This is a genomic window from Bradyrhizobium sp. AZCC 1678 (assembly GCF_036924765.1).
GTDB classification, from domain to species: Bacteria; Pseudomonadota; Alphaproteobacteria; order Rhizobiales; family Xanthobacteraceae; genus Bradyrhizobium; species Bradyrhizobium algeriense.
The window spans coordinates 6,976,552-6,990,954 of record NZ_JAZHSE010000001.1 but is presented as its reverse complement, the minus strand read 5'-3'; the positions used below and the strand labels follow the sequence as shown (position 1 = coordinate 6,990,954).

At 60.2% G+C, this 14,403-nt stretch carries 12 protein-coding genes and 1 pseudogene; 6 read left to right on the top strand and 7 right to left on the bottom strand.

Annotated elements, in window-relative coordinates; all coding sequences use genetic code 11:
• Positions 1-546 precede the first annotated feature (546 nt).
• On the top strand, positions 547-2,511 hold the full coding sequence (locus V1294_RS33445) for a PAS domain S-box protein (RefSeq protein WP_442895402.1): 1,965 nt from the start codon (positions 547-549) through the stop codon (positions 2,509-2,511).
• Between the two features lie 1,432 nt (positions 2,512-3,943).
• Positions 3,944-4,339: a DUF1127 domain-containing protein gene (locus tag V1294_RS33440; protein WP_334503239.1), complete on the top strand. Its 396-nt coding sequence runs from the start codon at positions 3,944-3,946 to the stop codon at positions 4,337-4,339.
• Positions 4,340-4,948: 609 nt separating this feature from the next.
• Here V1294_RS33440 and V1294_RS33435 read toward each other — a convergent pair.
• Positions 4,949-5,503, bottom strand: coding sequence for a thioredoxin family protein (locus tag V1294_RS33435; protein WP_334503237.1), 555 nt, complete (start codon positions 5,501-5,503; stop codon positions 4,949-4,951).
• Between the two features lie 508 nt (positions 5,504-6,011).
• Here V1294_RS33435 and V1294_RS33430 point away from each other — a divergent pair.
• Positions 6,012-6,755, top strand: coding sequence for an MT-A70 family methyltransferase (locus V1294_RS33430; RefSeq protein ID WP_334503235.1), 744 nt, complete (start codon positions 6,012-6,014; stop codon positions 6,753-6,755).
• Between the two features lie 58 nt (positions 6,756-6,813).
• On the opposite strand, the gene V1294_RS33425 is transcribed toward V1294_RS33430, so the two are convergent.
• The 4 genes from V1294_RS33425 to V1294_RS38155 form a co-directional block, all read right to left on the bottom strand.
• Entirely contained in the window at positions 6,814-6,987 is a 174-nt protein-coding gene (locus V1294_RS33425; RefSeq protein WP_334503232.1) for a hypothetical protein, read from the bottom strand.
• On the bottom strand, positions 6,984-7,790 hold the full coding sequence (locus tag V1294_RS33420; RefSeq protein WP_334503230.1) for an aldo/keto reductase: 807 nt from the start codon (positions 7,788-7,790) through the stop codon (positions 6,984-6,986). Before V1294_RS33420 ends, V1294_RS33425 begins: the two co-directional genes overlap by 4 nt.
• Before the next feature lie 453 nt (positions 7,791-8,243).
• Positions 8,244-8,933, bottom strand: a complete 690-nt coding sequence (locus V1294_RS33415; RefSeq protein WP_334503228.1) for a haloacid dehalogenase type II — start codon at positions 8,931-8,933, stop codon at positions 8,244-8,246.
• Positions 8,893-9,003, bottom strand: coding sequence for a hypothetical protein (locus tag V1294_RS38155; RefSeq protein WP_442895471.1), 111 nt, complete (start codon positions 9,001-9,003; stop codon positions 8,893-8,895). The genes V1294_RS33415 and V1294_RS38155 overlap by 41 nt, the downstream gene beginning before the upstream one ends.
• A 190-nt stretch (positions 9,004-9,193) precedes the next feature.
• On the opposite strand from V1294_RS38155, the pseudogene ku reads away from it, so the two are divergent.
• A pseudogene (gene ku, locus V1294_RS33410) lies at positions 9,194-9,708 on the top strand (non-homologous end joining protein Ku); the annotation flags it as partial.
• 350 nt (positions 9,709-10,058) lie between these two features.
• Here ku and V1294_RS33405 read toward each other — a convergent pair.
• Both V1294_RS33405 and V1294_RS33400 read right to left on the bottom strand, forming a co-directional pair.
• Positions 10,059-11,090, bottom strand: a complete 1,032-nt coding sequence (locus tag V1294_RS33405) for an IS110 family transposase (RefSeq protein ID WP_334503225.1) — start codon at positions 11,088-11,090, stop codon at positions 10,059-10,061.
• A gap of 432 nt (positions 11,091-11,522) precedes the next feature.
• Positions 11,523-11,891 (bottom strand): tripartite tricarboxylate transporter permease, encoded by a 369-nt coding sequence (locus V1294_RS33400; protein ID WP_334503223.1) that lies wholly within the window; start codon positions 11,889-11,891, stop codon positions 11,523-11,525.
• Between the two features lie 324 nt (positions 11,892-12,215).
• Here V1294_RS33400 and V1294_RS33395 point away from each other — a divergent pair, with 324 nt between their 5' ends.
• Together V1294_RS33395 and V1294_RS33390 are read left to right on the top strand one after the other, a co-directional pair.
• Positions 12,216-13,394, top strand: a complete 1,179-nt coding sequence (locus V1294_RS33395; protein ID WP_334503220.1) for a branched-chain amino acid ABC transporter substrate-binding protein — start codon at positions 12,216-12,218, stop codon at positions 13,392-13,394.
• Between the two features lie 62 nt (positions 13,395-13,456).
• Positions 13,457-14,377: a branched-chain amino acid ABC transporter permease gene (locus V1294_RS33390; RefSeq protein ID WP_334503218.1), complete on the top strand. Its 921-nt coding sequence runs from the start codon at positions 13,457-13,459 to the stop codon at positions 14,375-14,377.
• Positions 14,378-14,403: the final 26 nt, after the last annotated feature.

Here is a 14,403-nt window from a genome sequence, read left to right as displayed (position 1 = left end):
ATTTGCCGTGTACTCATAAATTGATCTTGTCCGCTTAGCCCCGAAAAGCGGCGCAAAAGCAGACATGCCAATATCGACGCGATGGGCCAAGGGCGGAAGTCAGAATCATTCGATCACCTCGTCGGGCACAGTCTGAAGGAAGCCGCCAACCGAGGTGGTTTTCTGTTCGTTCAAGTAGGAGGCAGTTCTACTTCCCTCATGGTCGCCGCCTGGCGCGTGAAGTACTGCCTACCGACCATGATGGTTCTTGTCTCCCCGATACCGGTCCGAACACGTGACGCAGGAGGCGCGGGTACATTAGGTTGGTTTCCAATTCGACGTTGATAGTTTCTAGCGAGCGGTCAGGAATAATCCCGGTCGGAGTGCGAAGGTCTAGCCACTGCCATACGTAAGTATAGTGGTCACGCGATATGCCATGATCGATCATTCGCTGCTGGAGCGAGATTGACCGGCATCCAATGTTCAAGACCGTTGGGGAGCAATCTGCCGCTGCGGGACGCGCGACGGCGAGCTACTCGTCCCAAAAATATGATGCGATGAGATCAATTGTTCTTCGGCAACAAAATGACCATGCCACATCCTGCTCAAGTACCCTCTGAGATCGTCAGCAAGTGGCAGGAGATCGTGGATCTACTTGCCGAGATCGTGCACGTCCCTTCCGCCGTGATCATGCGGGCGGAACCGCCCAGCATCAAGGTCTTCATATCCAGCAGCGCCAAGGGGGATCCTTGCGACGTCGTGTCGCTCGATACGGGATTCTGTTGCGAGACCGTGATGAAGACCCGCCAATCGCTGCTTGTCCCTGACGTCCGCGAGGACGAACGGTGGAAGTTGTGCCCTGACAGTGATCTGGGATTGATTTCTTACCTGGGTGTCCCGATCGCTTGGCCCGACGGCGAGATATTCGGAACTCTCTGTGTTTGTGACGACAAAAGGAACGAGTATAGCGGGCTTTACCTCAGACTCATGCTGCTGTGGCGCGACGTATTGCAGGCCGACTTGGAAACGTTGGCAACGCGCCAGCGTGCGGAAGAGGCGCTGCAGGAGAGCGAGGAGCGCTTTCGCATCCTCGTGCAATTCTCCTTCCAGGTGTACTGGGAGACCGACGCGCAGCATCGCTTTATCCGCCAGGAGTTCGCCGATCGCCTTGCCGACGCGCCAACGCCAGGCTCCGAGATCGGCAAGACGCGCTGGGAAGTGCCGTACCTGGAGCCTGACGAAGAGGCTTGGCGCAAGCACCGGGAGATGCTTGATGCGCACCTCCCGTTCCACGATTTTGAGCTCGCCCGGCCGACGCCCGGCGGCGGCAAGCGCTACGTGTCCGTCTCGGGGCTCCCGGTGTTTGACAAGGCGGGGCGCTTCGTAGGCTATCGCGGCGTCGGGTGGCACATTACCGAGCGCATGCGCACCGAACAGTCGCTACGGGAGAGCGAGGCGCGTTTCCGCACCTTCGTAGACCACGCGATCGACACCTTCATGCTCCACAACCAGGATGGAATTGTTCTCGACGTGAATCGAAACGCCTGCGAAAGCTTGGGCTATAGCCGGGACGAACTGATCGGGATGACTCCGTTCGATTTCGATGCGGATCTGAACACAGTGACGTGGCAGCGTTACGGCGAGCGCCTCAAGGCGGGGGACATCGTAACGTTCGAGAGTCGCCATCGCCGAAAAGACGGCACGGTGTTCCCCGTCGAGATTCGCGTGCGAGAGTTCTGCCAAGGCGGCGGCCGGCGACTGTTCATTTCCCTGAGCCGCGACATCACCGAACGTAAGCGAGCCGCTGAGGCTTTCCGCGAGAAGCAGGTGGAGCTGACGCACGCCAACCGTGTCGCAACGATGGGCCAGCTCACAGCCTCGGTCGCCCACGAAGTCAGCCAGCCCATGGCCGCGACTCTTACCAACGCCCAGGCCGCGCTGCGCTGGCTCGGTTCTCAACCTCCGAATCTGGAGGAGGTGCGACAGACGCTTGCTCGCATTGTCAATGACGCCAAGCGAGCCGGCGAGGTCATCAACCAGATCCGTGCCCTCATCAAGAAAGCACCCGCGCGAAAAGATTGCATGGACGTCAATAACACTATCCTCGACGTCATCGCCCTGACCCGAAGCGAAGTGCTCAGACATGACGTCTCGCTGCAGATAGACCTCGCGACCGGCTTGCCGCTCATCAAAGGCGATCGCGTCGGGCTACAACAGGTCATTCTCAACCTGATCCTCAATGCGGTCGAAGCAATGAGCTGCCTCGACGAAGGGGCGCGGGACCTACGAATCAGCACGAATACGGATACCTCGAACGGTGTGCTCTTCGCGGTGCGGGATACCGGTCCGGGGCTGGATCCGAAGAGTGAGGATCGTCCGTTCGAGGCATTCTACACAACGAAGCCGAATGGCATGGGTATGGGCCTGGCCATCTGCCGTTCGATCATCGAGACGCACGGAGGGCGGCTGTGGGTCACCGCGAATGAACCGCGGGGGGCAGTGTTCCGGTTCACCCTGCCTCCCGAACAATAGCCCGTTCGCGCCGCGCGCGTGATGGTTGGACTGGATCCCTCCATGGCACCACCGCGTGCCGAAACGCCATTCACGGTAGCGTAGTCGCGCGCCGTGTCGATTTCCCAAAGCAATCGTGCGTCGGCAGTAATAGGGGCGCAGATAGGCGCTTACCTCGCCCAAGAAGACAACTCCAGCAATCTCGCCCTGACTAGCAACGAAAAAAGAGGATTGCCGCTAGACCGCTGGTGCGTCCCGGACAGTACGGCCAGGGTCAATGTCCGTTCCGGGTGTGCGCCGTGCAAAGGCGGCGCTTTCCAGTGGGTGCAAGCCCCACCCGGCAACCGCTCCAGCCGGAAGCAATCGGAGCAGTCATGGAGGTAACGAAGTGGCTGAAGCCTTCGATTAGCGTGTCACGAATTGGTGACAGCGCGAGTGTGCAGGCCGCAACGCGAGTGAACGCCGAGCAATCCTCGAAAAGGACAATGCGCAGGTCGACCCGACAACCCTATCGGGGAAGACTGATACGTCTGGATGAAATGAGCGAAGCGATACGTTCAGACGCTGCGCCGGGGTAGTGGCGGCGGCATGTACACAAGGAAAGCGCACGAAACACGGGAAGCCCCAAGGCGTGGTCAGCGATGACCAACCGGAAGCCCGTGAGGGACAGGCTGGGCGCCCTGGGGTGGCGGAGAGGTTCGTAGTACCGCGGAAGCCGGGTAACGCCGGTGGAGGGAAGGGACCTCAGTTCAAGACAGACGCAATACGTGGTGAAGGACCTGGAGATTGGGAAACCTATCAACTCCAATAAATGTTCAGAAGCTGCAGATGGCGTTGCACGCGAAAGCGTGACGTCTTGTCCGAGAGCCGGATGCGGGAAATCTGCCTGTCCGGTTCGATGAGCGGGATGTGGAAACGGAGCCATGGTGGAACCACTAAGGCACCGCCAGACGAAAGGGGCGGCAACAGATATGTTCTACCTAACGCCACCGCGCCACATCTCGACTCTACCAAACGCGCCATTTTGACTATGTGCGGACCACTTCCGGTCGACCCCAATAACCGGACATTCTCAGAGTCCGTCGGCATGTCTCAAAGGTGCCAGAAGCGGACATAGTACATAGCCAACTTCTTGCATTCGGGAAGTATCAAACAACCAGACGATCTCAGATCCAAGGCAGACTTCGCGTCGGGTCAGGAGAGCTCGCCTCCAGGATGCGAGCAGCACCGGCACACCCCTTGATTTTGCGCGATCTCCGTGGTAACTACGCTTCATGATCAAAACGTCGTGCGTATCGTGGACCCGTAAACACATGACCCGCTCTCGCTGGGCCGTGGAAGGAGTCGTGCGCTAGGAATTCGACGACGCGATCTTTTCACCAGGCCCCGCCGGCATCGGACGGGGCCTTTTGTTTGGCCACGCTCCTTGCCGGCATAACAGCAGGAGCATCCGATGTCACCCCAACAGACGAACCTCACATCTGAGACCGGGCGCGATGCCTCAGGGCTCCGCCTCGACCTCCCCATCGCTTTGGTGAAAGACGCCACGGGCAATGCTTTGGCCGAGGCGTGCCCCGATGCCTCCATCGCAGCGCTGAGAGACGCTTTTTCGGAAAAGGAAGCGGCTGGACCACCAGTCGCATCGACGCGGAGCGTCTTGAGTTTGCTCCAGGGATATTGGCGTGCGTTTCGAAAACGGCGCCAACGCGAGAGGTTGCTAGTCAGTTTGCACGACCTAAGTGACAGAGAGCTGATGGATATCGGCCTGACACCCAGTGACATCGACTACATCGTCGCTGGCCGAGCTATTGAAAGGCTCAGAGGTGGCACGACGTATCTATGGCCGTAACTGATGGTAAGTCACCGCCAGTTCTGCACGTTTAGTGGCAGGCGGTCGCGGATCAGCGAAGCGTGATCCGCCACTTTTCTACAATCGTCGTGACATGGCGGATTACGCCAACGCCGATCCGCCATCGAGCTGCGATCGCGACCAACACCACTTGCCGATGGTGCCATCTTTTTCGTCCGCTAAGGGTCGCTCAACGGCGAGAGAAGAAACTGTTCGTCTGAGACTGTTTTCGCCCTCACATTCGCAAGCGAACTGAACTCAGAGAACGAACTGAAGAATGTAATTCTCGCGGCGTTTTGATTTTTCGCGTTTTTACACAGCCAGGGTCATTTTCAGACTCATGCGCTGCAATAAGCAGAACGGGTATCCTTGAACGTCATCCCTCAGGCACCCCTGCCATCCGCATGCCCTCAATGACGCGTTCGCGCCCGGCAAGGAAGGCCGGATTCTCGCTCCATGTAATGGTCGTACGCAAGCGGCGGACAGTGAAGCTTGGATCCCGTCTGCACCACCGCCCGTGCCTGGTGCGCAAGCGCCGCGGCGAGATGGAAATGCGCGACTGAATAATTTCGGTTTGCCTCGAGGACCCGGTGGAACCCGCGACCGGCTTTATTTGTCCTTCCATTTGATCGAACAGCCAATAGACGCCTTTTGGTCAGCCGGCGCCACACCGGTGGTCGCAATCGCACGCATAGCCTCGACAAGCTCTCGGGGCGCCCCCGCGCGAGGCGGAGTTGTGCGGCCTTCGTCGAGCCGGCCGCGATACTTGAGCTCGCGGTCGGCATTGTAACCGAAGAAGTCCGGCGTACAGACCGCTCCATACGCCCGAGCGACTGTCTGGGTCTCGTCGTGGAGATATGGAAACGGGAAATCATGGGCCTTCGCGAAACGCTTCATATTCTCAAATGAGTCTTCGGGATAGCTCGCCGCATCGTTCGAGCAAATCGCCGCAAAGCCTACGCTCTCCGACATCAGCACGCGGGCGTCCGAAACCATACGGTCGATCATCGCCTTAACATAGGGACAATGGTTGCAGATGAAGACGACGACCGTGCCTTTTTCGCCTGCAGCGTCGTCCAGTGCGTAAGTCTTGCCGTCGGTCGCCGGAAGCTGGAACTCCGCCGCCGGCGTATCAAGAACGGCTTGGGTAGCTGTTGTCGCCATATCGCACCTCCTTGTGCCCAAATATATGCTGGCGACGGCCTGCCGGGGCACAGTTTCCCAAGCCTGCTCGCCGGTCGCGTCGTTTTGGCCATACGTCAGCCATTTCCGGTCTACCCCCTGACCGCCGACGTGGAAAGAAGAGTTCAGGTTGGTCGGTCAGGGCCACAAGCGGTCATTCGATCACCTCGTCGGCGATGGCGAGGAGTGCCCGCGGCAGTTCAATCCCGAGCGCCTTGGCCGTCTACAGATTGACGAGGAACTCGAATTGGTGCCGATGCGCGGCAACATGGTGTCGCCGCCGTCTGGATCCAAGAGATCGCGGCCGTGTTCAAGGAACGCGATGTCATTTACCTTGCGGACAACGACAAGCCGGGCGCGACAAAGCTGCCAGGGCGGGACAGGCGCTCACAGGCGTTGCCAGGAGCATTCGCATTGCGAGCTGCCGGTCTTCGGCCGAGCGATGTGGCCAGCGTGGATATTTCGTTGGGGCAGGATCGTGAGGTGTACCGTGTCGATCATTCCCTGGTTTTTCGAGCCGTTGTTGCCGTGTTCATTCCGGCTCGTGCTGATTGATCCGCCGTGGGAATTTCAAACCTACTCGCGTGCCGGACAAGGCAAGTCGGCTCAGGCACATTACACCGTGATGCCGCTCGACGCGATCAAGGCGCTTCCTGTCCGCGATCTCTGCCAGGATGACGCCATCGTAATGTGTTGGGCCACCATACCTATGCTGCCGGACGCGCTCGCCTGCCTTGAAGCGTGGCGTGTCACGTATAAGAGTAACATCGTCTGGCGCAAGGTCACGAGGCGCGGGAAGCTGCGTATGGGTTGCGGATTTTGGACGCGATCAATGCACGAGCAGGTCCTGATCGGCACCATCGGAAAGCCGCCACTGATCACGTTTCCATCGATCTTTGACGGCATCGCGCGCCAGCACAGCCGCAAGCCGGATGAGCTTTATCAGATGATCGCGGATCGCACGCCGGGTTGGCGGCGCGCCGACATCTTCTCGCGTGAGACGCGCCACGGCTGGCACGCGTGGGGTAGCGAGGCTGGCAAGTACGATGATGAGGTGCGCGGCGCCCCAATCCGTCAGGCTGGCATCAAGCAGCGCCAGGCGCAAAAGGAAACGATAGGCGAAAGCGATGCCCCAAAGCTGGATTGTGTTCCGGCTCCGAACATTGACGCCTTTCGGCATCCAACCTTGACCCCGGTCGCGGCAATCTTTTCGGACGCGGCCTCAGTCAGTTAATCGATCCATAGTGGGGTCAATATTGGACGCCAAAAGGGGGCAAACCAGACGCCGGCCGCTACTTTTTCATGCCGACGAGAATCGAGCGCGCGTGGTCGCCGAAATCGACACGCAGCCGTACGAGCCTCTCCGAATGTGCCACGTCCTCGACAGTGAGAATGGTCCCGACGCGGACGTCGATCTTGTCGAGGTCAGAGATGGAGATGAGGGGTTTGATGTGCGCCGGATTCATGTTCCACTCTTTGCTGAGGCTCGGTCGATCGCGTCGAATTCGGTCTCACTCAAGCGCCAACCGAGTGCATCGAGATTGGTCCTGGCGTGATGAGGCTTGGTCGCGCCGGGGATGGGAATCACGTGACTGTCGCGCGCCAACAGCCAGTTCAGGGCGACCTGGCCGATGCTGGCGTCGTGCGCGCGGGCAATATCGGCGAGACACGTCAGCAGCGCTTTCGTGCCCATGCTGTCCGACGGCTGCGTGAGGCGGCCGGACGCAAGGGGAAAATACGCCACCAGTGCCACATCGAGCTCACGGCAGGCTTCGAGCACGCCATTCGTTTCCGCTGCTCGTCGGAGCAGGCTGTAGTTGACCTGATTGGCGGCGAGCGGAACGCCTGCCCTTGCGAGGTGATCGGCGATGCGGCGCATCTGGTCCGCATTGAAATTTGCCACGCCGACCGCGCGTGCCTTGCCGGACTTCACCGCTTCGCCGAGCCCTTCGGCGAACACTCCCACGTCGATGAAGGGCAGCGGATAATGGACATAGTAGAGATCGATTGTCTTGAGGCCCAAGCGCGCGAGCGAACCGTCAAGCGCGCTCATCAGGCGGCGCGGAGAGGTTCGGCCCGGAAAGGGAAGGAACTTTGATGCTATCACCGCGCGGGTGGGACCGGCGCGCAAGCAGTCACCCACGACGCGCTCCGAGAAATAGATCTCAGCCGTGTCGATCATGCACGGGCCGGCATCATGAATGGTCCTGTAGGTTTCCAACACGGCCCCACGATCGGCACGCCGCCACTTGTTCGTGCCGATGCCCAAGGGCAGCACATGGATGCCGGTTCGACCCAGAGGGCGCGTATCATGGCGCGTATCATGATCTGCGGGCATCGCTGGACCTCTCACAAGGCGAAAGCGCCGTTGGCTGGCTGGTGTGATGACGCTGGCGTTTCAAGGTTACGCCATAGCGACTACGGCCGCATCATCTTCTGCGGCTACGTCCGTATCAGGACGACGCCAAGGATCAGGAAGGTTGCACCGGCAAGCCGGATCAGGCTCGCGGGGTGAACGGGAATGCCGAGCAGACCGAGGCGGTCAGATGAGGCAGAATTGATGTCCGCTTGTCCCCCAATAGCGGGGCAAAAACGGACATGCCCGTGGGTCCGGGCTGGGCCAAACCCGGGCATTCGGCACTCTCCGTTAGCACGGCCGATCTCTAGAACCGCTCGTTGAGTATAGGCCCTATAGTCCTCTTGAGCGATGGCCTACCAGTGCTCAGCCGCGCAGCAGCGGCGCGAGATCAGTGATCGCCTTGACGATTGTATCAACCTGGAATCCCAATTCCTCGGGAACCTCGACGGTACTGCGCTGAATCCAAAATGTCCGCAGTCCGGCCGACGCGGCGGCGACAGCGTCCCAGTTATTCGCCGAGACGAAGCCGAGCTCGGGGTTGCTTACCTTCATGCGCTCGGGCGCGAGGTTGTAGACGCGCGGGCTGACCTTGAAGATCTTCACCTCCTCGACGCTGATGATTTCGTCGAGCAGATCGCGGATGCCTGCGCTTTTCGCGGCCGCCTCGAGCATTCTGGGCTCACCGTTGGACAGGATCGCAAGCTTGATCCCCTGTTTCTTCAGTGCATCGAGGCCCGGCTTCACGTCCGGGAAGGCCGCGAGGCTTAAATAAGCATCCATCAGCTGTTTCTTCTTGTCGGCCGTCAGGTCGAGCTGGAGATTCTTGCTCGCCCAGACCAACCCGTCCTCGGTCAGGCCCCAGAAGTCGCGATGGCGGCCCATGAGGCTGCGCATTAGGCTGTATTGCAACTGCTTGAACCGCCAGATTTGCGCCAGCTGGTTGCCCTTGCCAGGGAACAACTGCTCGCACAACGCCGTAACTGAGAAGACGTCGAACAGTGTGCCGTAGGCATCAAATGCCAACGCCTTGATAGACTTGAACTGCCCGCTCATCTGGGGCGGCGGCCGGTGTCGCAGCCCATGCCGTGCCCACGACTCCCGCCGTGGCACCGGCGAGTTTCATGAACTCTCTACGATCTCTCGACATTTTCGCCTCCTTGTGGATTGCCGTTACTCATTCTCTCAGAGGAAGGTCGATAGTCGTTGGCGGTGACTTTACCCAATCTTCCGAGTGAGCCGAACGCCGAGCGTGAGAGTCTGCCTGCTTGGCTCTCGGCGCAAGGCCGATCGGCAGCGATCCATGCGGTGGCGCGCTCAACCGGAAGACCGGCCACCGCATCAAGTACGCCAAGGTCGACGCCGACACCGGCGAGGAAGTCGCCAACGAAGACATCGTCAAGGGCTACAAGATCGATACCGACACCTTCATCGAAGTGACGAAGGAAGAACTCGAGAACGTCGCGCTTGAATCGACCCGCACCATCGAGATCGACGAGTTCGTCGATCGCGAGGAGATTGATCCGCGCTACCTTATCCGCCCCTATGACCTGCGGCCCGACGGCAAGGTCGGCCACGATGCCTTCGCGGTGTTCCGCGAGACCATCCGCGAGATGAACAAGGTGGCGATCGGCCGGGTGGTGCTGACCAACCGCGAGCACATCATCGCGCTCGAGCACCCTTGGACAAGGGCCTGGTCGGCACGCTGCTGCGCTATCCGTACGTGGTCCGCACAGAGCAGGAATTTTTCGACGAGATCCAAGACGTCTAGGTCACCAAGGACATGCTCGACCTCGCCAAGCACATCGTCAACCAGAAGTCGGGACGGTTCTCCTACGGCACGACCGTCTGCTTTCCATCCATTGCGGATTTTCACATGTGTCAGCGGGACGTCCGACTTGGGTCATGTGTGGACGACGCCCGCGTTGCAAGAAGAATCTGACGTTCGGCTTGCGGTCGGGTGCAAGTCATGTGTCCGGCCTGTTTGCGCGGCACCATGACCGCTGGCCCTGATGTAGTCCGCGGATCGGGTCCCAATCATTCGCACGGGCTTTGACGCCCATGACCCAGAAGCGGGTTGTCCCAATCGACGGCTCGACCGTTTCGCATCACGCCATCATCACCCTCGCAATTCGGTTGTCTTGCTCCGCCGTCGCCTCAGGCTCCTATTGCCAAGCCTCTTCAGGCGGCTGCAGCAAGCTCCGGCGCTCGGTAGTATCCTCCCTTGGCCATGATCGCCCAAGCGATGCGCGCCATCTTGTTGGCAACGGCAACGGCGACGAGCTTGGCCGGCTTCTTGGCCAGCAGCCTGATGATCCAGGGGGGCTTTTGCGGCTGCTGCCGGGCGTGTCGAACAACGGCTGTTGCACCGATGACGAGCAACCGTCGGAGATAGCGATCTCCCTGCTTGGAGATGCCGCCGAGCCGCTCCTTGCCCCCCGTCGAGTGCTGCCGCGGCACAAGTCCGATCCATGCCGCAAAATCCCGACCGGATTTGAAGTCACTCGGGTCTGTGACAGTAGAAGCAATGGCCGTGGCCCCGATCACGCCAATCCCAGGCACGGTCTCGAGGCGGCAGCTCATGTCATTGGCACGATGATGGGCGTGAATGGCGCGATCCAGAGTCCCGATCTGCAATTCCAGAGCAGCGAGTTGATCGACAAGGGCCTGCAGCGCCTGTTTCATCGCAGATGGAAGAGCTTCGCGGTTACTTTCGTCCGTGATGATCGCGGCAAGCTGCGCGAGACCTTCGCGCCCCGTCTCCGCAACGAGGCCGAACTCGGCAAGGTGGGCTCGGAGCGCATTGATCAGCTGCGTGCGCTGACGGATTAAAAGATCCCGCGTTCGATGCAACATCAGCAAGGCTTGCTGATCGGCCGACTTGATCGGCACGAACCGCATCGATGGGCGTGTCACGGCCTCACAGATGGCGGCTGCGTCGGCAGCATCGTTTTTCGACCGTCTGACATAGCCCTTCACGTAGCTCGGCGGCATCAGGCGCACGGTGTGACCGAGCTTGGAGACTTCACGTGCCCAATGATGAGCGGTTCCGCAGGCTTCCATGCCGACCAGGCAAGGGGGAATCCTGCTAAAGAAGTCAATGACCTGCTTGCGCCGCAACTGACGAGTGATGACGACCTTGCCCGCACTATCCACGCCGTGCACTTGGAACACGTTCTTGGCGAGATCAACGCCGATGGTGCTAACCTGCATGTGGACGACCCCCCTCCGGTGATTCGTTGTTGAACAATCACCCTTTGGCACATTCGATGCCGGGAGCGGGCGTCGTCCACCACATCATTCGCGTCGATTTTGCCGGACCACGGCGACTTCCGGTCTACCCCGGTGAACGGACATTCTCAGGATAGGCGGGCATGTCTCAAAGGTGCCATGTCCGGACATGGAGGCTCTCGACCCAGCCCCATATCGCAGGATGGAACTCGGCGTTAGAGGTCGTGCGCTTCCTCACGCGCGATTCGCTCCCGAAGACGCACGTGCTGCCAGACGGCGAGCCCAACCGAGAGCGCCGCGCAGAGTAGCAGCCCACCGGAAATCGGCCGCGTAAAGAACAGCAGCAGGTTGTCGTCCGTCATAATCGCACGGATAAGATTGATCTCGATCTGACGCCGAGGATGAGGCCCAGGATCACCGCTGCCAGCGGGAATCCGGCCTTGACAAGCGCATAGCCGAACACGCCAGACGGCGGTCACGGCGTCGCCCGGGATGCCGAATGCCATGATGGTCACGAGCGAGCCGCCGACGTTGGCGTTGTCGGATGCCGTCGGGCACGCCGGTGCCGAAACGCTCGGGGTGGCGCGAGAACTTCTTCGCCTGGTCGTAGGCCAGCATATTGGCGGCGCTGTCACCGATCGCCGGCAGCACGCCGATCGGAATGCCGACGATCGCCGACCACAGCAGCAGGAACGGACGGCCGAGGATTTCGCCGCTCACCTTGACGTGGGAAACCCTGGGACTCGGCCGCACGGCCAGCGCGGCCTCGGGCTCCTTTGGCACTCCTACCTTGTCGCAAGGCGCCAGGACTTCGCAAACAATGATGCGACAAGGATGATCCGGCGGCGTGTGCGGCGCTCCGCCAAATCCAAATTCGTGGGGCGGAGTCCACGGGTGTCTTTGAGGCGCTCCGCAGAAGTGTTATAAGCAGTCGTCTGCCCCACACGTGATGCGCAATTCTGAGTTGCGGTCACCAGCGCCTTAAGAGGTCGGCCATGGCTTGACTAGCCATGGGAAAACGCGAGCGCTAGGCTGCAGCATCATCCGTCGCAACCGTCCATCCGCAATTTCGCCGGCTGGGGCAAGACGGACTTGAAGGAGGTCCGCATGAACAGGTTTCTGTCGCTTGCAGCCGCTTTCATTTGCGCCGGAGTCTTGGGCGTTACTGGGGTCGTGTCGTCGTCCCATGCCAAGGAGAAGATCAAGGTCGGCTTTGTCGGTCCGTTGACCGGCGGCACATCCGCCAATGGTCTCGGCGGGCGCAATTCCGCAGATCTCGCTGTGCGACTCCGCAATGCGGATGCGGAGGCCAAGTACGAATACGAGATGGTCGCGCTCGACGACGAATGCAAGCCGAATGTCGGCGTTCAACAGGCGACCAAGCTTGCAACCGACAAGGAGATCATCGCGGCTGCGACGCATTACTGCTCGGCGGTGGCCATCGCCACGGTCGACGTTTATCACAAGTTCGGCTTGCCGGTGATCGTGTGGGGCGCGGTGCTGCCCGACATCACCTATCGGAACAAGTATGCCGAGGTGCACCGCGTCAACGGCACGATGATCAATCAGAACGAGCGCAACGCGGAGTTGTTGTCGAGCCTCGGCTACAAGACCTTTGCGGTGATTCACGACACAACCGATTACGGCAAGGGACACAACAAGTATTTTAGCGAAGCGCTCGCCAAGCACGGCGGCAAGATCGTCGGCACCTTCGGTGTCACCTCCGACCAGCAGGATTTCAGCGCCGAACTCACCCAGATCAAGTCGCTCAATCCGCAAGCAATCTATTTCGGCGGCTTGACGCCGATCGGCGTGCGCATCCGCGGTCAGATGGACAAGCTCGGGCTGAACACTGTGCTGCTCGATGGAACATCGGGGATCAAGTCCGATTCCTATATCGACGGTCTCGGCAAGCTGGCGGAAGGCTCGCTCTCCTTCATTGAAGGCGCCCCAACGGAGCGGCTGCCGGGTGGAAAGTTCTTCCTGGAGAAATACAACGACCAGAATTACCCGAACCCGCCCGAGGCCTATGGCGGCTTCGCCTTCGCAGCCATGAACCTGATCCTCGACACGATCGAGCAGGTGGGGTCCGATCGCAAGAAGGTGCAAGCAACCCTCAACAAGGTGAAGGATCGCGACTCGATCGTCGGCAAGATCACCTTTGACGACCACGGGCAGAACACGGTCGCCCTCATTACCGCCTTCGTGGTCCAGGATGGAAAATGGGTGGTCTGGGAGGACAGCGAATATGCGTCCGGAAAGCGCAAACTTCCGGGCCAGAAATAGCCTAGGCAGGGGAGCAAAGGTTTAGCACCTTCGTCTTGCTCCCGACAGGCTGGAGGCGCGGCATGGATCTGGGGCTGGTTGCCCAGTACACTATGAATGGGCTGATGCTCGGCATGATGTACGCGCTGGTTGCCGTGGGCTTTACACTGTTTTTCGGCGTGCTGGACGTTATCAAGTTCTCGCATGGCGACGTGCTCACGGTCGGCGCCTTCACGGCGCTGGCCTCATTCATTGGACTGCAGAGCATCGGCCTCACCTCCGATGCGGTGGAGCTCCTGGCCATGCTGGTAGCGGCCCTCGGTGCCATGGCGCTGTTAGGGGCCTTTATCGCGCGAGCATTCATCCTGCCTTTGCGCTCCGCCCCGGCCCTCAACACACTTCTGATCACGTTGATGCTGGGCACGGTTCTGCGTGAAGCCGTGCGGCTCTTTTATCCTGACGGCGCCAATCCCAAGCCGTTTCCGCGGCTGCTGCCGGCTGATTCCATCAACATCGGCAATTTCAACCTCAGGCTGGACAACGCGATCCTCCTGACGGCCGGCGCGCTTGTGATCGTCGGTCTGCAGCTTCTGCTCAACCGGACAAAGCTCGGGCTCGCGATCCGTGCCGTCGCACAGGATGAGGAGACAGCCAAGACCATGGGCGTGAACTTCAATGCCATCGTGCTGACTACGTTTGCTATCGGCTCCGCCTTGGCTGCCTTCGCGGGATTGATGAACGGTCTCTATTACAACGAAATCAATTTCGGTATTGGGCTCTATCTCGGCGTGGTGGGATTCAGCGCCGCCATCATCGGCGGGCTCGGCAGTATCTACGGTGCGATACTCGGCGGATTTCTGTTCGCCGGGCTGCAGACCATCGGCGCCGTCGCGTTGCCCTTCGCGAGCGCCTACAAGGACGTGTTTGCGTTCGCCGTGGTGATCGCGCTCATGGCATGGCGACCGACCGGTCTCATTCCCGAGAAGTTGAGCGAGCGGGTGTGACATGGCGCTTTCGGGGAACGATGGAG